Origin of the sequence: Bacillus kexueae, from assembly GCF_022809095.1 — a bacterium.
GTDB lineage: Bacteria > Bacillota > Bacilli > Bacillales > Aeribacillaceae > Bacillus_BZ > Bacillus_BZ kexueae.
In genome coordinates this window covers 106,137-126,098 of the sequence record NZ_JALAZE010000009.1, presented here as the reverse complement: position 1 = coordinate 126,098, position 19,962 = coordinate 106,137, and the positions used below count along the sequence as shown (strand labels likewise).

At 39.7% G+C, this 19,962-nt stretch carries 20 protein-coding genes and 1 pseudogene; 8 read left to right on the top strand and 13 right to left on the bottom strand.

The features are described from left to right. Nucleotides 1-5: 5 nt before the first annotated feature. The 4 genes from ML543_RS14235 to ML543_RS14220 form a co-directional block, all read right to left on the bottom strand. Nucleotides 6-1,013, bottom strand: coding sequence for an ABC transporter permease (locus ML543_RS14235; protein ID WP_243388087.1), 1,008 nt, complete (start codon nucleotides 1,011-1,013; stop codon nucleotides 6-8). A 101-nt stretch (nucleotides 1,014-1,114) separates the two neighbouring features. After that, entirely contained in the window at nucleotides 1,115-2,728 is a 1,614-nt protein-coding gene (locus tag ML543_RS14230; protein ID WP_243388086.1) for an ABC transporter substrate-binding protein, read from the bottom strand. A gap of 48 nt (nucleotides 2,729-2,776) precedes the next feature. After that, nucleotides 2,777-3,745 (bottom strand): ABC transporter ATP-binding protein, encoded by a 969-nt coding sequence (locus tag ML543_RS14225; RefSeq protein ID WP_243388085.1) that lies wholly within the window; start codon nucleotides 3,743-3,745, stop codon nucleotides 2,777-2,779. Further along, complete coding sequence (locus tag ML543_RS14220; RefSeq protein WP_243388084.1) at nucleotides 3,720-4,742, bottom strand: ABC transporter ATP-binding protein; 1,023 nt, start codon at nucleotides 4,740-4,742, stop codon at nucleotides 3,720-3,722. Before ML543_RS14220 ends, ML543_RS14225 begins: the two co-directional genes overlap by 26 nt. A 509-nt stretch (nucleotides 4,743-5,251) precedes the next feature. On the opposite strand from ML543_RS14220, the gene ML543_RS14215 reads away from it, so the two are divergent. Then, the gene (locus ML543_RS14215; RefSeq protein WP_243388113.1) at nucleotides 5,252-7,627 is read left to right on the top strand and encodes an immune inhibitor A domain-containing protein; all 2,376 of its coding nucleotides are present in this window, start codon (nucleotides 5,252-5,254) and stop codon (nucleotides 7,625-7,627) included. Between the two features lie 48 nt (nucleotides 7,628-7,675). On the opposite strand, the gene ML543_RS14210 is transcribed toward ML543_RS14215, so the two are convergent. From ML543_RS14210 to fabL, 5 genes and pseudogenes are all read right to left on the bottom strand, one after another. Then, a complete protein-coding gene (locus ML543_RS14210; RefSeq protein ID WP_279326686.1) occupies nucleotides 7,676-9,418 on the bottom strand; it encodes an ABC transporter ATP-binding protein in 1,743 nt (580 codons plus the stop codon). 85 nt (nucleotides 9,419-9,503) lie between these two features. Next, nucleotides 9,504-10,037, bottom strand: a complete 534-nt coding sequence (gene ntdP, locus ML543_RS14205; RefSeq protein WP_243388111.1) for a nucleoside tri-diphosphate phosphatase — start codon at nucleotides 10,035-10,037, stop codon at nucleotides 9,504-9,506. 143 nt (nucleotides 10,038-10,180) lie between these two features. Further along, nucleotides 10,181-10,435: a YgaB family protein gene (locus ML543_RS14200; protein WP_243388083.1), complete on the bottom strand. Its 255-nt coding sequence runs from the start codon at nucleotides 10,433-10,435 to the stop codon at nucleotides 10,181-10,183. A 758-nt stretch (nucleotides 10,436-11,193) separates the two neighbouring features. Next, nucleotides 11,194-11,340, bottom strand: a pseudogene (locus ML543_RS14195) (gamma-type small acid-soluble spore protein); the annotation flags it as partial. A gap of 113 nt (nucleotides 11,341-11,453) precedes the next feature. Then, nucleotides 11,454-12,206, bottom strand: coding sequence for an enoyl-[acyl-carrier-protein] reductase FabL (gene fabL / locus ML543_RS14190; protein WP_243388082.1), 753 nt, complete (start codon nucleotides 12,204-12,206; stop codon nucleotides 11,454-11,456). Nucleotides 12,207-12,310: 104 nt separating this feature from the next. On the opposite strand from fabL, the gene ML543_RS14185 reads away from it, so the two are divergent. Further along, nucleotides 12,311-12,544: a cytosolic protein gene (locus tag ML543_RS14185; protein ID WP_243388081.1), complete on the top strand. Its 234-nt coding sequence runs from the start codon at nucleotides 12,311-12,313 to the stop codon at nucleotides 12,542-12,544. Here ML543_RS14185 and mutY read toward each other — a convergent pair. Continuing rightward, a complete protein-coding gene (mutY, locus tag ML543_RS14180) occupies nucleotides 12,532-13,629 on the bottom strand; it encodes an A/G-specific adenine glycosylase (protein ID WP_243388080.1) in 1,098 nt (365 codons plus the stop codon). The genes ML543_RS14185 and mutY overlap by 13 nt on opposite strands. Before the next feature lie 150 nt (nucleotides 13,630-13,779). On the opposite strand from mutY, the gene ML543_RS14175 reads away from it, so the two are divergent. Further along, on the top strand, nucleotides 13,780-14,763 hold the full coding sequence (locus ML543_RS14175; RefSeq protein ID WP_243388079.1) for a metal-dependent hydrolase: 984 nt from the start codon (nucleotides 13,780-13,782) through the stop codon (nucleotides 14,761-14,763). A 249-nt stretch (nucleotides 14,764-15,012) separates the two neighbouring features. On the opposite strand, the gene ML543_RS14170 is transcribed toward ML543_RS14175, so the two are convergent. Then, nucleotides 15,013-15,267: a YfhJ family protein gene (locus ML543_RS14170; protein WP_243388078.1), complete on the bottom strand. Its 255-nt coding sequence runs from the start codon at nucleotides 15,265-15,267 to the stop codon at nucleotides 15,013-15,015. Nucleotides 15,268-15,383: 116 nt separating this feature from the next. Between ML543_RS14170 and sspK the strand changes: the two genes are divergently transcribed. Both sspK and ML543_RS14160 read left to right on the top strand, forming a co-directional pair. Further along, nucleotides 15,384-15,542, top strand: a complete 159-nt coding sequence (gene sspK / locus ML543_RS14165; protein ID WP_243388077.1) for a small, acid-soluble spore protein K — start codon at nucleotides 15,384-15,386, stop codon at nucleotides 15,540-15,542. A 22-nt stretch (nucleotides 15,543-15,564) separates the two neighbouring features. Then, a complete protein-coding gene (locus ML543_RS14160) occupies nucleotides 15,565-15,726 on the top strand; it encodes a YpzG family protein (protein ID WP_243388076.1) in 162 nt (53 codons plus the stop codon). Between the two features lie 136 nt (nucleotides 15,727-15,862). On the opposite strand, the gene ML543_RS14155 is transcribed toward ML543_RS14160, so the two are convergent. Further along, nucleotides 15,863-16,177, bottom strand: a complete 315-nt coding sequence (locus tag ML543_RS14155) for a YfhH family protein (RefSeq protein ID WP_243388075.1) — start codon at nucleotides 16,175-16,177, stop codon at nucleotides 15,863-15,865. Between the two features lie 91 nt (nucleotides 16,178-16,268). Between ML543_RS14155 and ML543_RS14150 the strand changes: the two genes are divergently transcribed. After that, nucleotides 16,269-16,937, top strand: a complete 669-nt coding sequence (locus ML543_RS14150) for an SDR family NAD(P)-dependent oxidoreductase (RefSeq protein ID WP_243388074.1) — start codon at nucleotides 16,269-16,271, stop codon at nucleotides 16,935-16,937. Between the two features lie 6 nt (nucleotides 16,938-16,943). On the opposite strand, the gene recX is transcribed toward ML543_RS14150, so the two are convergent. After that, the gene (gene recX / locus ML543_RS14145; RefSeq protein WP_243388073.1) at nucleotides 16,944-17,747 is read right to left on the bottom strand and encodes a recombination regulator RecX; all 804 of its coding nucleotides are present in this window, start codon (nucleotides 17,745-17,747) and stop codon (nucleotides 16,944-16,946) included. Nucleotides 17,748-17,852: 105 nt separating this feature from the next. On the opposite strand from recX, the gene ML543_RS14140 reads away from it, so the two are divergent. Then, nucleotides 17,853-18,749: a TIGR01777 family oxidoreductase gene (locus ML543_RS14140; RefSeq protein ID WP_243388072.1), complete on the top strand. Its 897-nt coding sequence runs from the start codon at nucleotides 17,853-17,855 to the stop codon at nucleotides 18,747-18,749. A gap of 11 nt (nucleotides 18,750-18,760) precedes the next feature. After that, nucleotides 18,761-19,882 (top strand): amidohydrolase, encoded by a 1,122-nt coding sequence (locus ML543_RS14135; RefSeq protein ID WP_243388071.1) that lies wholly within the window; start codon nucleotides 18,761-18,763, stop codon nucleotides 19,880-19,882. Nucleotides 19,883-19,962: the final 80 nt, after the last annotated feature.

The following is a 19,962-nucleotide window of genomic DNA, read 5'->3' as shown; positions in this document are numbered from 1 at the left end:
CCCCTTTACTGGTCATATTTAATGCGTGGATCTATGACCGCATAGAGTAAATCAACAATCAAATTTATAAAGACAAATATGGTCGCAATGATTAAAATACCTGACTGAATAACTGGGTAGTCACGATAAGTAATCGCATCATACAAATATCGTCCTACACCAGGCCAACCAAAAATGGTCTCTGTTAAAATCGCTCCCCCAAGCAAAAGACCTGTTTGCAAACCTACTACTGTCAACACTGGAATAACAGCATTTTTTAACGAATGTTTATAAACTACCCAAAACATTCGCACACCCTTTGCACGAGCTGTACGAACGTAATCAGATTTCATAACCTCAAGCATGGAAGAGCGCGTCATACGAGCAATAATCGCCATCGGAATGGTTGCTAATGCGATACTCGGTAACAACAGATGCTTTAATACCTGAACAAACTGATCCGTTCTACCTTGCAGAAGTGTATCAATTAAATACAAGTTCGTAATCGCTGTAACAGGGTCCCGCACTTCTTCTCGACCCGTCGACGGGAGCCACCCTAAATTGATGGAAAAAATCCATTGTTCCATCAAACCTAACCAGAAAATAGGCATCGATACGCCGATTAATGCGAAAACCATCGCCACATAATCAAACCATGAATTGGAGTACCATGCACTGATAATTCCCGCATTGACCCCAATAACAACAGCAATAATCATCGCTACTAACGTTAATTCCATTGTTGCGGCTAAATACGGCCACAGTTCTTGATTGATAGGAGCTCTCGTCCGTAAAGAAGTTCCTAAATCCCCACTTAAAAGCTGTTTCACATAATCGATGTATTGAATATGCCACGGATTATCCAGACCAAGCTCCTTCGTTAAAGCCGCTACAGCTTCTTTTGTCGCCTGCTGACCGAGAATAACTTGAGCTGGATCTCCCGGAATCGCACGAATAATTAAAAACACGACAATCGTCATTCCAAACAAGACTGGAATTAACGAAAACATTCGTCTTACGGTGTATACGAACATCCTTTTCACCTCACCTTATGTACCTGATGTCTCCTTTTCTAAAAACATATGTACAAAATGAACCGAGAAAAGGGGAACTACTTCCCCCTTTCCAGCTTCTATTATTCAGCTTTAAATTCTACTTCGCGTAAGGAATCAGATCCCGTTGGATGCGGTAAGAAGTTTTCTAGCTTACTAGAACCCGCTAATAAAGGTGTTGAGTGTACAAGCGGAATCCAAGGTGCATCTTCATGAATAATTTCTTGTGCTTTTTTGTATAACTCGTTACGCTTTTCTTGCTCTGTTTCCGTTTGAGCGGCAATTAGCACATCATGCAATTCATCCGAGCTGTATTGCGCATAGTTGTTACTTCCGATATTATCCTTATCTAAAAGCGTATATAAGAAGTTGTCAGCATCTCCGTTGTCACCTGTCCACCCTAATAAGAACGTATCGAATTGTCCGTTTTTCGCGTCTTCTAAATAAGTAGCCCAGTCTACTGTTTTGATTTCTGCATTTACCCCAATTTTACGGAAGCTCTCTTGAATAACTTCTGCAACTTTCATCGCTTCAGGCATATATGGACGTGCAACTGGCATTGCCCATAATTCCATATCAAATCCATCTGCATATCCAGCTTCTGCTAGTAACTCTTTCGCTTTTTCTAAGTCATATGGATACCCTTCAATTGCCTCATTGTATCCTTCAATCGAAGGTGGCATTGGATTTTTCGCTGGTTCTGCTTGTCCACCGTAGAATGCATCAATGATCGCTTGCTTGTCGACTGCATGGTTTAAGGCTTGACGAACTATCTTGTTGTTAAACGGTTCACGCGTTGCTGTTAATCCTAAATATCCAACATTCATAGAAGGACGTTTAAAAATTTGTAGATTTTCGTCCCCCGATACTTTCTCTTCATCTGAAGGATTTAAACCATCCATTAAGTCAATTTCTCCGTTCATTAACGCATTGAGACGAGCGGAGTTTTCAGGAATAACGCGGAAGATAACGCGATCTAACTTCGGATAATCAGCCATACGATATTCTTCGTTTTTCTCTAAAACGATACGATCATTTGGTTTCCATTCAGCAAATTTAAATGGACCAGTACCAACTGGATTTTCTCTAAACTTGTCCCCATATTGCTCAATAGCAGCTGGACTTGCAATGGCGAATGGTGACATCGCTAAGTTCTTTAAGAACGGTGATTGTGGACGTTTCAGTTTAAATTCAACTGTATAGTCATCGACAGCCTTCACTTCTTCAATAACATGTCCTTCATCCCCTTTGAATCCGCCAAACATAGAACCGTAATAAGGGAAATCTTCCTCACTACCACTCATCCAGCGTTCAAAGTTAAAGACAACAGCTTCTGCATTGAAATCTGTTCCATCATGGAACTTGACACCTTCTTCAAGCATTAACGTATAAGTTAAGCCATCATCCGATACTTTCCACTCTTTTGCTAAGCCAGGTTGTAATGTTGTGTCTTGCTCTCCATATTCAATTAATGTTTCAAAAATGTTCTTCGTAACTTTAAAGGACTCTCCTTCAGTTGTCGTAATTGGATCAAGCGATGTGGAATCTCCTCCACGTCCAAAAACGAGTGTTTTTTGAGCATCTGAAGCTCCTCCATCTGAACTTGAGTTGCTTGATTCTTCTGAACTGCTACACCCTACTAAGAAGGCACTTAGCGCAAGAAGAACGACAAGCATTTGCAAAAGACGTTTTTTCATTCCTCTTAAATCCCCCTTGTTTTTTTAATATGTATCATCAATGCTGCATCACTCATATAAATGGCATGCAACATAATGACCGTTAGATAGCTCCTGATAAGTAGGTCTCTTCGTTTTACATATGTCCATACATTCACTGCATCTAGTATGAAAAGCACAGCCGGTTGGCGGATTAGATGGACTTGGCAATTCTCCTGATAGCCCAAGACGTTCTTTCTTCACGAATGGGTCAGGGATCGGAACAGCCGATAGTAGCGCTTTTGTGTATGGATGCTTCGGTGAATCATATATTGCATCACTGTCTGCCAATTCAATTAATCGCCCTAAATACATGACACCCACTCGGTCGCTAATATGTTTAACAACTCCTAAATCATGGGCGATGAAAATGTACGTTAGGCCAAACTCTTTTTGTATATCTTTTAAAAGATTCAAAACTTGCGCTTGAATCGATACATCTAAAGCAGAAACAGGCTCATCAGCGATCACAAGCTTCGGTTTGGTCATAAGCGCTCTTGCAATCCCAATACGTTGACGCTGCCCCCCGCTAAATTGATGAGGATAACGCTTAGCATGATAGCTTGATAGACCGACTACCTCTAACATTTCTTGAACGCGCTTTTTCCGTTCTTCTTTAGATCCAATTCCATGTACAATAAGTGGCTCTTCTAAAATTTTTTGTACCGTGTGTCTCGGATTAAGCGAGGCATACGGATCTTGGAAGACCATTTGAATATCACGCCTAACTCTTCTCAGCTCATTTTTCGACATACTTGTAATCTCTTGATCTTCAAATTTGATTGAGCCATCGCTAGATTCAATTAATCTCATAATGAGTCGGCCAGTCGTTGACTTTCCGCAGCCGCTTTCCCCAACGATACCTAACGTTTCTCCTTTCCGCACATAAAAGGAGACATCATCTACCGCCTTCACTTCTCCTTGCTTTCGACCGAGAATTCCACCCTTAATCGGGAAATATTTCTTCAGTCCATTAATTTCTAATAGCCGTTCCGACATTCTTTTCAACTCCTCCTTCCATCTCCTCATGTAATAAGCATCTTACGGTATGGCCACTCGTTTCCGTTTGATTAAAAGAAGGGGATTGCTCGAAACATCGATCCATTGCATATTCACATCGAGGCGCAAAGAAACACCCCTTTTTAATCGTTCCAGGTCGCGGAACATTACCAGGAATGGAATACAGACGGTCTTCCTTTTTATGTACATGCGGAATAGACTTTAAAAGTCCTTTCGTATACGGGTGCTTCGGGTTTTGAAAGATTGCTTTGACATCCCCTTGTTCCACAATTTGTCCCGCATACATGACAATGACACGGTCACAAACTTCTGCAACTACGCCTAAATCATGAGTGATCAGCATAATGGATGTTTTCGTCTTTTCGTTCAATTCTTTCATTAACGATAAAATTTGCGATTGAATCGTAACATCTAATGCAGTTGTTGGCTCATCTGCGATTAACACTTTCGGGTGACAAGCCATTGCCATCGCAATCATGACGCGCTGTCGCATTCCTCCTGATAGTTGATGAGGGTATTCGTCGATTAATTCTTCAGCTCTCGGTAATCCAACAAGCTTCAATAGCTCAACACTTCGATTTCTCGCTTCCTTCTTCGAAGCTTTCGTATGTAATCGGATTGCTTCCATCAGCTGATCGCCAATGGTAAAGAGGGGATTTAGTGATGTCATCGGCTCTTGGAAGATCATAGAAATCTTATTCCCTCGTATGTCACGCATTCTTTTTTCATCAAATGTTAGTAAATTTTCTTGCTCAAAGAGGATTTCTCCATTTTCAATCACACCAGGCGGTTTAGGGATAAGTCCCATAATCGTCAAGGAAGTAACACTTTTCCCACTCCCCGATTCTCCTACAATTCCTAAAATTTCTCCCTCATATAACGAGAAGCTCACATCCTGAACAGCAGGTACGTTTTTCTTTCCAGAAGTAAACGAAACCTTCAGTTTATCCACTTGCAAAATCGGCTCTTTCTCCACGATGTCACCTACCTTCGAAAATAATATTCAGAAAATGTTTAATTTTACAAAATTATTAAATTATTTACGATTATGACATATTTCATGAAGGAATACCGTTGAATTTTGTCGAAATTTTCAGTTATTTTTCGACAAAACGATAAAAAACCCTCTTCCGCCTTTTCTCCGTTAATACACTAATATATTATTTCAAGAATTCCTCTATTCGTAGTAGGCCAATGTACCTTCTTTCAAGTTTCTTTCCTTCAATTTTCACCATCTATAAAAGTAATTTTGTTTACACCCTTCACCACCGATAGCAGTTAAAGGAACCATTCTCTATTCATTTATTTTATTAAAATAATAATACCTCTTACAATTAGACTGAAAATAAGGAGTATTTTCCTATTTTAATCAAACCTATTAATATTCTCGTAAAATTTATTGATAGATTATGGAATTTTCTGATATATTAAACTAGTGCTAAAAAGGAGGTGCAATTTTTACATAATTTAATAGATTAGGAGGAGATTTTTTTGAAACCTTTAAAAGTATTTTCGACGATTGCAACGTCAACTTTGTTGACCTGTTCAATCGCCTTTACACCCTTCAACAACTATGTGAACGCTTCCGACACAAAACCTCTAGAATCCGCACCAATCGACTTACACATCGTCCCTGAGGAACGGTTAGGCAAAGCACTTCAAGACCGTGGCGTCATTCCAAAAAATGCGAGTGATGCAGAAATCCAAAAAGCTGTAGACCAGTATATAGAAGTTAAACGTGGTGAAAAGCCTGGGAAAGTAGAAGAGACTTCTGCAGAAGAGAAGGAAATGAGTCAGAAGGCTAAAGACCTTCACAAAAAACAAGAAGAAAAGCTAGAGAAAAAGTTCAACAAGTGGTACAAAAATTATCAAAAAGGAAAGCCGACAAAAGAAGTAAAAGTGAAGAAAGCAAAACAAGCTCCGTACAATGGATCCGTGCGCGAAGATAAAGTACTTGTCCTGCTTGTTGAGTACTCAGACTTTAAGCATAACAATGTCATTCAAGAAGAAGGATACATGTACGCTGATGATTTTAATCGTGAACATTATCAAAAACTCATGTTCGGTGACGAAAAGTTTGAGCTATTTAACGGGAACAAAATTCAAACATTTAAACAGTATTATGAGGAGCAATCGGGTGGAAGTTATACAGTGGATGGATATGTTTCTGACTGGTTAACGGTTCCTGGAAAAGCAGCTGATTATGGGGATGACAACCCAAATGGCGGTCATGACAACTTAGGACCTTTAGGGCCACGAGATTTAGTTAAGCATGCGCTAGAAGCTGCTGTAGAATCAGGAATCGACTTATCCGAATTTGATGAGTTTGATTTATACGATTTAGACGGTGACGGAAATCAAAACGAGCCGGATGGTCTAGTGGACCACTTAATGATTATCCATGCAGGTACTGGTCAGGAAGCAGGTGGCGGTCTATTAGGGGATGACGCCATTTGGTCACATCGTTGGGTATTAGACGGTGTTTTCTCCGTTCCAAACACAACAGCTAAAGTCGATTACTGGGGCGGACAAATGGCTGCATTTGACTACACCATCCAACCGGAAGATGGAGCAGTCGGTGTATTCGCTCACGAATTTGGACATGACTTAGGTTTACCTGATGAATATGATACGCAATATTCTGGTCACGGTGAGCCGGTAGCTTCCTGGTCTATTATGAGTGGCGGTAGCTGGAACGGTCGGGTTGCAGGAACTGAACCTACGAGCTTTTCACCACAAAATAAAGAGTACTTCCAGAAGCTAATGGGCGGAAACTGGGCAAATATTGTCGAAGTCGATTATGATGAGATTGATGAAAAAGGAGTCTTCTCCGTTCTCGACCAAAGTGTTACAAAGTCAACGAACCCTGGAATCATAAAAATTAACCTTCCTGAAAAAGAAGTTGACGGCATTGCCCCTCAATTTGGTGAAAAATATTATTACAGTACAAAAGGTGATGACCTTCATACATCGATGACATCTCCAGAGTTTGATTTAACAAATGCAACTTCCGCTACTTTCAGTTACAAAACTTGGTATGACATTGAATATGATTATGATTTCTTATATGTTCATGCAATCGCTAACGATGGTTCGGAAAAATTGCTTGACGTAATCGGAGACGATGACACAGATGGGGATGCACGTGCAGAATCAACGAAGGGACAATGGATTGATAAATCATATGATTTATCTGAGTTTACTGGAAAGAAAGTGAAGTTAGTATTTGAATACGTAACAGACGGCGGCTTAGCTTTAGATGGCTTCGCTCTTGATAACGCAAAGCTAACCGTTGATGGACAAGATGTTTTTACAGATGATGCAGAGGGCGATGCGCAATTTATTCTCGATGGTTTTACTGTTTCTAATGGTAAGTTCAAAAAAGACAACTACTACTATTTAGAATGGAGAAACTACGCAGGTGCTGACACTGCCCTTCAATATTCTCGTGGTGCGAAGTACAACACAGGCTTACTCATTTGGTACGGTGACGAAAGCTTTACTGATAACTGGGTAGGAATTCACCCAGGTGAAGGATTCCTAGGTGTAGTAGACGCTCATCCTGAACCAATCTTTGGTGTGAAGGATGGTGAACAAACTATTTTCCAGAGCACACGTTATCAAGTAGCAGATGCTGCATTTAGCTTTGACAAAACACCTTCGTGGATGGTGGACTCTGCTTACCGCGGACTTTACGATTACAAAGGACTACCTGGCGTGACAACGTTTGATGACTCAAACACGTATATTAACGACGTCATTCCTGATGCTGGCCGTATCTTACCGAATCATGGTCTTAAAATCCAAGTAATTGGTGAAGCAAAAGACAACTCTGCTGGCGCTGTTTGGATTCATAAATAAGGTATAAGGAAGACCGCAACAAGAGATTGTTGCGGTCTTTCAATTGGATTAATCTAACTGTTGAATTTGAAAAAGATGATAATAACTTCCTTTTTGTTTCATCAACTGTTGGTGCGTTCCCATCTCTACGATTCGACCATTTTCAATAAGAACAATCTTATCTGCATGTGTGATGGTTGAAAGTCGATGTGCAACAATCAAGGTTGTTCGATTTTGTGCCAATTTTTCGAGCGCTTCTTGAATCAAATGTTCACTTTCTAAATCAAGAGCAGATGTTGCCTCATCTAAAATGAGAATTGGTGGATTTTTAATAAAGACGCGCGCAATAGCGATCCGTTGTTTTTGACCACCTGAAAGCTTTACCCCACGCTCGCCTACTTTCGTATCGTATCCATCCGGTAAGTTCATGATAAACTCGTGCGCATTCGCTGCTTTTGCCGCCTGAATAATTTCTTCATCGGTCGCATCAGGCTTCCCAATTAATATATTACTCTTTACTGATTCGCTAAACAGAAAGTTATCTTGTAAAACCATTCCGATTTGGTCTCGCACAGTTTGCGCACGATAATCGCGAATATCTACTCCATCGAGTAAAATACTACCCTCTGTCACATCGTAAAAACGTGGAATTAAGCTGACAAGCGTCGATTTTCCACCGCCGCTCATCCCTACAAACGCTACGGTTTCCCCTTGTCGAATCTTCAAATCAACATTGCGTAAAACCGGTGTCTCGTCTTCATTATATTGAAAGGTTACCTGTTGAAATTCAATTTCTCCTTTGAGATTTTTAGCTTCTTTCGCATTGGGCTTATCAACGATGTCGTACTCCTCATCCAAAAGCTCGAATACTCGGTCCATTGACGCAAATGCTTGAGTTAACGTCGTCGATGAATTAATTAATCGTCGAAGTGGATTGTAAAGACGGTCGATGTATCCGATAAACGCGACCATCGTTCCGATCGATAGCTCCCCTTGAATCACTTCATATCCTGCATAAAAAATAACGAATAATGGCGCAATATCTGTAATCGTATTTACCACGGCAAATGTCTTTGCGTTCCAGCTCGTATGATCAAGTGCCCGATCTAAAAAATGACGATTTTCCTTATCAAAGCGTTTTTGTTCCACTTCTTCTATAGCAAAGCTTCTTATTACCGGCATCCCACTTACTCGCTCATGCAAATATCCTTGCACTTGAGCAAGTGCTTGTGATCGATCGCGAGTCAGCTTCCGTAAACGACCATAAAAATATTTCACGGCGAATCCGTAAAGCGGGAATAGAACAATGGAAATGAGTGTTAACTTCACATGCATGGAAAGCATGATGCCGATGGCAATAAAAATTGTTAATAAATCAAGCCATAAGTTCATTAACCCTGTAATAACGAAAGACTTCGTTTGCTCAACATCATTGATGACTCTTGAAATGACTTCTCCAGCTCGCGTGTTGGCATAATACCGTAAGCTCAACCTTTGCAAATGTGAAAACAATTGATCGCGAATATCATACAAAATCTTACTCCCCGTCCATTGAGCGAAATATTGGCGATAGTACTCAATGGGTGGACGAACTACGAGAAAAATAAAAAACATAATTCCCATAATCCAAAATAATTGCTCCGTCTTTTCATTCACGGAAATATTTGCTCCTAAAATATCGTCAACGACGTACTTCAACAACAACGGAATTAAAAGCGGAATTCCGAACTTCAAGATTCCAATAATAATCGTAAAGATGATTTGAAAGCGATACGGCTTTACAAAATGCATATACCGCTTAATAGCATCCAAAATATCACCCCTTCTTCTCCCCAATCCATATGTATAAATGTTTCATTTCAATAGAAGAAAGCCTGTTGAAAAAGCAACAGACTTTCTAACGGAGATAAGTTAAATATTGTTCATACCACCTATCAATGAAGTCAGGTGCAAAAGGTCCTTTTCGACCTCTAATCAATCCTACAAGCTTGTTCACGTTGTTTTTTAGAATCCGATCAATGACTTCGGGATAGTTCATTTCACGGCGATGACGTTCGTACTCATCTTCATCCAATAACACGTAGGTCATATCCGGAAACACTTTAATATCTAAATCATAATCGATATATTTTAATGCTTCTTCGTCCCATACAAACGGAGAACTAATATTGCAGTAGTAGTAAATACCGTCTGTACGAATCATACCTATCACATTAAACCAATATTTCGAATGGAAATAACAGATGGCCGGTTCACGTGTAATCCACGTTCTTCCATCGGATTCTGTTACCGTTGTTCGATCGTTTCCACCGATGATGCAATTTTCCGATGCTTTTAAAACCGTTGTCTCCTCCCAAATTCGGTGGATATATCCGTTATGCTTGTAACTATGGATTTGGATTTTGTCTCCTTCCTTGGGAAAGCCCATGATTGTCCCTACTTTCTTTTGGACATTCCGTTCATAAATGTATTCAAAACGTCCATTTATGCTTGTATTTCTTTTTCCTATTATAACGTTAGATAACCAAAAAGAAAATAAAAGAGCCATACCAATTTGGCTGACTCTTCGTACCATTAGCTTTGCTCAAGCTGGTAAGTGTGAATAACTTCTTCCGTTTTTTTCTCAAACGCTTTTTGAATTGCATATAATTCTTGCTTCATTTGATAAATTTCTTCCTCAATCGCTGCTTTTTTTGACAACTGTTCCAATGAGGATAGTTCATCAAGTAATTCTTGGCATCGCTCAATTTCAGTCTGTACAAATAATAACTTTTCCATCGTCACGAGTTGCTCTGATACAAGTTCATCAAATCGGCTGACTGCGTTCACCGTTCTCGCTCCTTCCCATTCCATTCATACTAATAAAAATTCTTTGTGTCACCCATATTACCTTTGACTACTTATGTTGATGAATAACTAGTTTTGTCGTTTTTATGTATGATTCGCTCACCTTTAACTTATGCAGCTTCTATAACAAACATCCCCAAAATTTGCCGTTCATAATCGTAAAAATTCAATTTTTATTTTTGACAATCTTACTTCAATTAGATTGGCTGTTTTCGTATAGATTGTTGCTTTTTCAGTCATTTTTAAAATGAATGCAGAACATTGCACTACGGACACTTGCTTTCCGCGGGGATCTGTCTAGTTTCGGCTCCACTTTTCTACGAGCCTCCCAAGCATGCGCCTATGGGTCTCTTCCCTTTCCTCTGCATCCCGCGAGTCAAGTCGCTCCATTACATAAATTAAAAATTTCCTTTAATATTAATAAGCAACAATCCTATCGTTGAAGGACGTTGGAGAACATTGCGAGTAGGTTGCCGTCAACGATAGCGTATCATATGACCGTATGGATTAGAGAAGCTCAAAGCGCAATTCCTTAGGCGAAGGGCGCAGGAGGACCTGCGAGGAGGCTTCCGTCGCCACAGCAGGGCCGATGCGACCCGAGCTAATGGCGCTTGGAGCTAGATACCAAAAAAAAACTGTAAAGAGAATACTTTAACACTTTATTGAACTTAAGCTTTCTGTAACAATAAAAAAAGAAAAGCACAACCCACGTCTGGGAAGTGCTTTCCTTTTGAACTCAATTAAGAGTTTTGCTGTTTGTTTTGCTCAGCTTGTTGGTTTTGTTGGCGCACATGCTGTGCATCCGTTTCAGCTGCGAACTCAGTACCGTATTGTCCTTGAGCTGCTGCTTGATTTTGTTGTTTTACATGTTGTGCATTTGTTTTGTTAGGTTGGTATTGATTTTGGTTTTGTTTAGCCATCATAATCACCTCCACGTGAATTATGATGTCCGCCTTTTCAAAATCTATCCGAAGTTTTTTTATTTTTTTGTTTGTCCATTTTACACAAGCAGTGAGATTCCACCGTCCACAATAATCGTTTGACCTCGGATCATAAATGCTTTGTCTGATACGAGGAATTCAACTGCATTAACAAGATCTTCTTTCTCAACCATTCGGCCTGCTGGCGTTTTTTCTTTTGCTTCAGCTAGGAGTTCATCTCGGTTCGGGAAGTGAGTTAATGCATCCGTATCAACGGCTCCTCCTGAAACAGCATTCACAATAATATTTTTTGGTGCAAGTTCAACCGCTAAATAACGTGTTAATGCTTCAAGAGCTGCTTTCGACACTCCTACTGTCGTATAGTTTTTCAAATAGCGAATGGACCCGAGAGAACTGATGCTAACGATATGACCTCCGTCATTTTGCTCCATTAACTTCGCTGCTTCTTGAGCACAGAATAGCAATGCTTTCGTGTTAATGTCCATCGTCCAGTCCCAATGTGATTCTTCTAATTCCATTAGAGGACGAAGAACGCCAGATGCTGCATTGTTAACAAAAACATCTAAACGCCCAAACGTTTCCTCTACTTGTTGAAACATTTCCTTCACTTTTTCTGGCTTTCCTACATTTGCTTTAACAACTAACGTTTTCACGCCATACTGCTCAATTTCCTTCGCCGTTTCAAGCGCTGCATTTTTACTACGCGCATAGTTGATAACGATATGGTAGCCTTTTTCGGCAAGGCGTAGAGCGATTTCTTTTCCAATCCCTCTACTACTTCCTGTAATGAGTGCAACTTTTTCATTCATCATTCATTCGTCTCCTTTTATTACAATTTCGCATACTTCCATTACGATTTAGAAACAATAAAGTGTAACTTTTTTTGTGTACCTACTATAAAGAATGGGGGGATCTTATGTACACAGGTCGTGATATGACCGAATTATCCATGATGTCTAAAAAAGAATGGGACGAAACGGAGCTCTCTTACTTCCACCATGCCCTCCAACAAATTATGCCGTACTTGAATGCTGAAGGGCAAACCATTCATCGAGAAATTGTGGAAGAAATTGAAGCTCGAGGTGGAATTAAAACAAGAGAAGCTACGTTTTCACCTGAGTTAAAATCGCGCTATCGCTATCCCAACTGATGTTCTTTAGCTAATTGCATAATTTTTTGATGTGACACTGGGAATGCAAAGTTCTCCAATTCCTGTTCTGTGACGCTTTGTAAATGTTCCATGTTTGAGTCATCGATTACGACGCCGACAAAAACGGAAATATGCCATGTCAAATGAGAGAATACATGTTCAATGGTTCCAACCAACTCATTAATTTGGACATCCATTTTGTATTCACTTTGTAAAAACTGTGCAAGCTGCTGTTTTTGCGTTACAATTCCAGGGTGAGTTTCACAATTTGGGAATTCCCATAAATTTGCTAATAATCCTTTCGAAGGCCGCTTATGTATATAATAGCGGTCCTCCTTTTTTAATACGACCGCAGCCATCTGCACTTTTTTATTAGCCTTTGCTTTTGTCTTAACCGGAAGCTCTGCCTGGACTCCCTCACTGAACGCAGCACAATGCTCTCTAACCGGACAAAGCAAGCAAGAAGGAGAAGTTGGAGTACAAACCATCGCCCCAAGCTCCATTAACGCTTGATTAAAGGAAGATGGATGTTCTTTTGAGATTAAATAATATACAGCTTCCTCGAACACCTTTCTCGTCTTCGGTTTTGCAATATCGTCCCAAATTGATAAGATACGAGATAACACACGCATCACATTTCCATCGACTGCCGGTTCGGGGATGTTATAGGCAATACTCAAAATGGCTCCTTTCGTATAAGGGCCAATCCCTTTGAGCTTTCCTAATTCTTTTGGGTTGTCCGGAACAACGCCGTTGTATGACTCATGAACTTCTCGAACTGCTGCCTGTAAATTTCGTGCACGGGAATAATAACCAAGTCCCTCCCATGCTTTTAAGACATCGTCCTCATCCGCATTTGCTAAAGCTTCTATTGTAGGGAATTTTTCCATAAACCGTTGATAATATGGAATCACTGTATCAACACGCGTTTGTTGTAGCATGATTTCCGATACCCATACACGATATGGGTCTTGGCTTTTTCGCCAAGGTAGGTCGCGCTTTTCTCTTTCGTACCAATCAATCAAATCACGTTGAAATTGATCAACTGTGACCTTTTCTAGCTTTTGATGTAACGATTCATTCATATTTATTTTGCCTCTACTCCTTATTTTATGTTTAAATGGGCATAAAGGAAGTAATATATACAATAGAAAGAACTATTAACATGTTACATGAAAACAGACTTTTCATAAATGGTAAAGAGTGTCACACACTTTTTTTGGAGGTTACGTTCATTGGATACTGGTACTCATGTAGTAATGGGAATTGCAATAGGAGGAATTGCAACATTAGACCCCGTTGTAAGTCAAAGTTCCATCACCCAAGAAGCGGTCGTGATTGCTACCATCGTTGGCTCTCAAGCCCCTGATATCGATACTCTTTTAAAACTCAAAAATAACGCAACATATATTCGAAATCATCGAGGCTTAACCCACTCTGCTCCCGCAATTTTCCTATGGTCTCTTCTTATTTCCGGAACAATTTATTTGTTTATTCCTAACGCTGATTGGTTTCATCTATGGCTTTGGACATTTATCGCTGTCTTTTTCCACGTATTTGTCGATATTTTTAACGGATACGGGACACAAGCTCTTCGTCCATTCACGAAAAAATGGATTGCTCTCGGTACAATTAATACATTTGATCCGTTTATTTTTGTTATGCATATGATTGGAATCGCCCTCTGGCTCTTCGGGTTTCACGCAGGATATACTTTCATAACCATTTATATACTTTTAACTGGATACTATTTACTGAACTTATGGTTCCAATATAAGGTTAGAAAACGGGTGCGAGAAACCATTGATGAAGTGGAAGAAATTATTTTTAACCCAACTATTCAATTCAGAAAATGGACTTTAGCTATTAGAACAAAAACACATTATTATGTCGTCCGTGTGAATAAGGAAACATTAGAAATTTTAGATCGATTCGTTCGCGTTCCGCTTCCAGAAGATGATGCGATGAACGCCGCCAAAAAAGACCCAAATATAGAAGCATTCCTTTATTTTTCTCCTATTTACCGATGGGAGAAAGTACAGTTTGAAGACCATATCGAAGTGCGATTTATTGACCTACGGTACCGAAGTAAGCAATATTATCCATTTGTCGCGGTCGTTCATTTGGATGAGAATTATCACATATTACGCTCTTATACTGGATGGATATTCAGCGAAAAGCGATTAAAGAAAAAATTAGAAATGCTGACGAAAGTATAAAAGTCCAATTGGTTATGAATAAAAGAAAGGTGGCGGCAACTCCAACGGGACAGCACGAGTTGAAGACTCCACGGACGATCTTGGTTTTTAGGAAAAGTGGAGGCGACGACTGCCTAGTGTCGTACGAACGGGAGACTCTCCCGCATTCGCCAAACGCTAAGAGCCGTAACTAGACATGCTTCCCTTTGGAAAGCCTCCGCCATCGAATGAAATGAATCGAATTAGGGGCTGTACTATTTGGATAAGCCTCTATTCCTTTTCTAAGTAAGCTTTATATTTTGGATTTTTCGCGATGAATTCATGTAGCTTATCACCATAGTTAAGAATAATTTGTCGAACAATTTGTTCTGTCACCTCTTGGCCGCGGTATTTTCTCCCCGCCTTCGCATAAGTGGTTTCAAAATCTTCCCATAAAAGCTCTACCCACGTACGTGCTTTTTCCTCTGATAAATGCGGGTTTTTATTTAATAATTCATTCGTCAATCGTTCAAAATATTGTTCCATACATTCATCCACCTTCCTGCTGATTTCCTTTTATATCTACACATAGTTGACTCAATCTAACCCCATAATAAAAATGCACTCAAAGGTGCAAATGATCTTTGATAAGAGGTGACAAGATGCGCAACAAGAAAAAAGGATTCCCTCAACATGAAAAATTTGATGGGGAACCGCGAGCAAAAGCTGAGTATGCATCAAAGCGTGCAAACGGCACGACAAATACTCACCCAGCTGAACGAATGAACGCATCTAGTGAGCAAAATCGCCAACAATCTTAAATTGCGAGAGGGGTTTTTCTTCATGGGTTCTAACCAAAAGAAGAAATTCAATGACCAGATTTATTCTAATCCATTTCAAGGACCAAGAGCAAACCCAAAACATGCACACAACCAAGTGAATGGTGAAACTCAGCAAAGTCAAGATTTGATCATTTTAGAGCATCAAACGCGAAAACGTTCTTAAAGCACCTAAATTGCTTTATCTAAACGTCTAAGGCAAATTTATAGAGGCTGTACTCCAGCCTCTTTTCTTTATCAACAGACCAATTAAAGAAAAAAGTGAAGAAAACGAGTTGCTTTCTTCACTTCAAACATTAAATTTATTTTGCCAACAATGAAATGGGTAATGCCTCTTGCTTTAACGGTGATGATAATCGAAATCCCCAAGCAAATACACCATTTAAATACTCAATTTTAAAACTTTCTCCCGGAGCACCCTCAATACGATATACTTCACCTGGCTTAAAATAATTCGGATCAAGCAAATATGCTTTCGCCATCGCCATTTTTCGTTCCAATACCGCAAATTCATTAACGATACCGAGTTGCTCCGCCTTGCGAGCTTTTTCCTGTAGCTTCGCAATTTCGGTTTTCAATTCATATTCTGTCATTTCACTATAACGCTTTTCTTGCATGCCTTCTTCTCCCTTACCCTTCAATGATTTGTATTTTAAGTATAAAATAGGATTGGGATGGACGCAAAAACAATAGGGAGGAATTTCAAACATGTCAGCCATCATCGTAACTGGAGCAGGAACGGGCTTAGGAAAGGCCCTTGCTGTTGAATACAGTAGCAATTTTGAAACCGTTATCTTAATCGGAAGAACAAAAGAAGCGCTTGAACAAACGAAGCGTGAATTAGAAGAAATGAATAAACAAGCTTTTGTTTATCCACTGGATATCACAGACTATGAAGCTGTGCAACGAGCTGCAGAGGAATTGGCTCAACAATTTACCATTCAAGGATTAATTAATAATGCTGGGTACGGTGCATTCGGTCCTCTTGAATCAATAACAGAATCTGATATTCACAAAATGCTCGATACGAATGTAAAAGGCACAATTTTTATGACGAAAGCCTTTATTACAGTATTTAAAGAGCAAAACCAATCCTTCATTTTAAATATCGTATCCACAGCCGGTCTCCGTGGAAAAGTAAACGAAAGTGTTTATGTCGCATCTAAGTTCGCAGTTAGAGGATTTTCAGAAAGCTTAGTGAAAGAATTAGAAGGTTCGAACGTAGAAATAAAGGCAGCTTACATGGGCGGTATGGACACGCCATTTTGGGATGATAGCGACCATATAAAAGACAAAAGCCGTCTACGATCTCCGATGGATGTAGCTAAAAAAATCAGAGAATTAGATGACGGAAGGTTTGAAATTATTATCGAGTAGGTTACCCTACTCGATTTCTTCTAAATATCGTTCAATTAATTCCAATGAGAACCCTTTTCGATAAAGCGCCTGCTTTACCTTTAATTTTTTCGTGTAATCGTCATGACGATCATATCGCCGCATCGCCTTTTCAGCATTTTTCTTTAGCGCTTCCCACTCTTCATCACTCGACTGTTCAACAGGCATCATCTCAAACACAATTTGTATAATCTTAAAAGAGAATCCTCTACGAACAAGCGTCTCTTCTATTTTTTGTTTTAATTGAATAAATGAAAGTCGTTCTGTTTTCTTTTGAAATTTTTCCGCCAACTGATAAGCAATCTCCACTTGCTTTTCTTCTGAAAATTCCTTTAAGGCTGCTTGGATATACGTAGAGTGTACCCCTTTTCCTTCAAGTTCTTTTCGAATCACACTCGGCCCCTTCTTATTGGAGCGAATTTGTGTACGAACAAAAGCAAACGCGTACTCTTCATCATTTATATACCCTTGTTTCTGAAGTTTGTTCACTACATCTTCGACAATATGTTCATCGTACTCTTTTTTCAGCAAGTGTTCCCGAACTTCTTCCTCTGTTCTCATTTTATACCCTAAGTATTCCACTGCTTTGTTATAAGCTTTACGAGCTTCGTCTCCGTACTCAATTTCTATCAAATCTACTTCATCAAGTTCGAGTCCTTTACGAAGCCCAAACTTAATCATTGTATCCTTATGTACACTAAAGCCGTACTCTTCGCCAAACCCTTTATCAATGTATACATTCAATCGATTTGTATCGTACTTTTGAACTTCTAACTTCGTAATAGTTATCATCGAACGTCACCTCTCTTCCTTTAATAGTAGCAAATTTCTTAAGCTCGCTAAATGACAAGAATTTTTCAGAAAAAACAGGTAAAATAGAGATAAAGGGGGAATTGTATGAAAATTGCTATATTTGGGGGCTCAGGGTTCATTGGAAAACAGTTGATTTCTTACTTGGAACAGCAAAACGTTGAAGTCATAGTTGTGACTAGGAAAAAAACTGAAACGGGGTCTAAGGAAGTTCAATGGCTATCGCATGATTCAAATCCAGAAAAAGAGTTAGATGGTTGTGACGTTTTTATTAATTTAGCTGGTAAAACTATCGATTCCAAATGGACGAAAGCAAATAAAGAATTGATTTTGAATAGTCGAATCAATGCAACCGATGAAGTCCTTCATATAATTGAAAAAATGACAAAGAAACCGAGCATACTGATTAATGCAAGCGCCATCGGAATATACGGTACCTCAACAGACGAAGAGTTTACAGAGGAATCTGCTTCTGTAGGGAACGATTTTTTAGCTCTTACCGTTCAAGAATGGGAACAACGAGCAATCGCAGCAGAAAAATACGGTGTTCGAGTCGTTTTAGCTCGCTTCGGAGTTGTGCTTCATAAAACAGAAGGGGCATTACCTAAAATGGTTCTCCCGTATCGTTTTTTCGCAGGAGGAACGGTAGGTAGTGGAACACAGTGGTTATCATGGATTCATATTGATGATCTAGTTCGTCTATTATCTTATATCATTGAAAATCAAGATATTCGCGGACCTATTAACGTGACAGCACCACACCCTGTTACAATGAAGGAGTTCGGTCAAACACTAGCTTCTATTATCCATCGTCCTCATTGGGTACCCGCTCCATCCTTCGCACTAAAGTTGTTACTCGGCGAAAAGAGTATTCTCGTTCTAGAAGGACAAAAAGCGATTCCACAAAAAGCAATTCAACACGGATTTTCATTTACGTATCCTACCATTAAAGAAGCGCTTTCCGCTATTTATCCAAATATGTAAGGAGAAAAAGTATGAGTATATTATTTCAAAATGCGATTGTTTATCCAATCACGTCTCCCCCATTACCGAAAGCAGATGTACTTGTCGAAAATGGGAAAATCACTAAAATCGGCCAACACATTCCGGTTACAAAAGGAGTATACGTCATTCCGTCTGAAGGGAAATATTTATTTCCTGGCTTCATTGATGTACATACTCACTTAGGTCTTTACGATGAAGGTACTGGATGGGCAGGAAATGATGCGAACGAAACGATAGAACCTCTCACTCCCCATATCCGTGCCATTGACGGCGTCTATCCTTTAGACCCAGCATTTAAAGATGCAATTCGTTACGGGATTACAGCTGTACATGTTATGCCAGGAAGCGCAAATGTAATTGGAGGTACAACCTCAGTCATCAAAACCTTCGGCAAGAATGTACGTGATATGACGATTTTAGAAACAGCAGGATTAAAAATTGCGCTGGGGGAAAATCCGAAACGAATGCATAGTCAAGGGAATAAAGATTCCATTACCCGTATGGGAATTATGGGAATGCTTCGCGAAGCCTTTTTTACAGCGAAAAAAAGCGAAGAAGGCGATAATTTCCGATTAATCCCTCTGCAAAAAGCATTAAAGAAAGAAATTCCCGTTCGCATACATGCGCACCGGGCAGATGATATCGTATCGGCGATTCGTTTCGCTGAAGAGTTCGGCCTCGATTTACGAATTGAACATTGTACGGAAGGTCACTTAATTGCGGAAGAGTTCGCTTGCCGAAAGTTAAACGTGTCGATTGGTCCAACGTTAACAAGGCGGTCGAAAGTAGAGTTGAAAAACAAAAGCTGGGAAACCTATCGAGTTTTAGCTGAAACAGGGACAAAAATTTCCATCACAACTGACCACCCTTATACACCGATTCAATATTTAAATGTAGTAGCTGCACTCACTGTCCGTGAAGGACTACCAGAACAATCAGCGCTCGAAGCCATTACCATTAATCCTGCCAAGAACCTAAAAGTAGATCACCGAATTGGTAGTATTGAGGTTGGAAAAGACGCTGATTTAGTACTATGGAATGGTCATCCATTCCACTTCTTTAGCAAGCCAGAGCTAACGATGATTGACGGAGAAATGATCTATCATATATAGCATTTTCTCCCTTTATTTCCTTCACATTTTTTTTACAAAATACCTATTTCCTTTTCAGATGAAATCGAGTATGATACTAA

Bases quoted from the DNA above. Each gene is read 5' to 3' on its own strand.
- ML543_RS14235 (WP_243388087.1), bottom strand. From the start codon at position 1,013: ATGTTCGTATACACCGTAAGACGAATGTTTTCGTTAATTCCAGTCTTG.
- ML543_RS14230 (WP_243388086.1), bottom strand. From the start codon at position 2,728: ATGAAAAAACGTCTTTTGCAAATGCTTGTCGTTCTTCTTGCGCTAAGT.
- ML543_RS14225 (WP_243388085.1), bottom strand. From the start codon at position 3,745: ATGTCGGAACGGCTATTAGAAATTAATGGACTGAAGAAATATTTCCCG.
- fabL (WP_243388082.1), bottom strand. From the start codon at position 12,206: ATGATGAATGAAAAAGTTGCACTCATTACAGGAAGTAGTAGAGGGATT.
- ML543_RS14185 (WP_243388081.1), top strand. From the start codon at position 12,311: ATGTACACAGGTCGTGATATGACCGAATTATCCATGATGTCTAAAAAA.
- mutY (WP_243388080.1), bottom strand. From the start codon at position 13,629: ATGAATGAATCGTTACATCAAAAGCTAGAAAAGGTCACAGTTGATCAA.
- ML543_RS14170 (WP_243388078.1), bottom strand. From the start codon at position 15,267: ATGGAACAATATTTTGAACGATTGACGAATGAATTATTAAATAAAAAC.
- sspK (WP_243388077.1), top strand. From the start codon at position 15,384: ATGCGCAACAAGAAAAAAGGATTCCCTCAACATGAAAAATTTGATGGG.
- ML543_RS14160 (WP_243388076.1), top strand. From the start codon at position 15,565: ATGGGTTCTAACCAAAAGAAGAAATTCAATGACCAGATTTATTCTAAT.
- ML543_RS14155 (WP_243388075.1), bottom strand. From the start codon at position 16,177: ATGCAAGAAAAGCGTTATAGTGAAATGACAGAATATGAATTGAAAACC.
- ML543_RS14150 (WP_243388074.1), top strand. From the start codon at position 16,269: ATGTCAGCCATCATCGTAACTGGAGCAGGAACGGGCTTAGGAAAGGCC.
- recX (WP_243388073.1), bottom strand. From the start codon at position 17,747: ATGATAACTATTACGAAGTTAGAAGTTCAAAAGTACGATACAAATCGA.
- ML543_RS14140 (WP_243388072.1), top strand. From the start codon at position 17,853: ATGAAAATTGCTATATTTGGGGGCTCAGGGTTCATTGGAAAACAGTTG.
- ML543_RS14135 (WP_243388071.1), top strand. From the start codon at position 18,761: ATGAGTATATTATTTCAAAATGCGATTGTTTATCCAATCACGTCTCCC.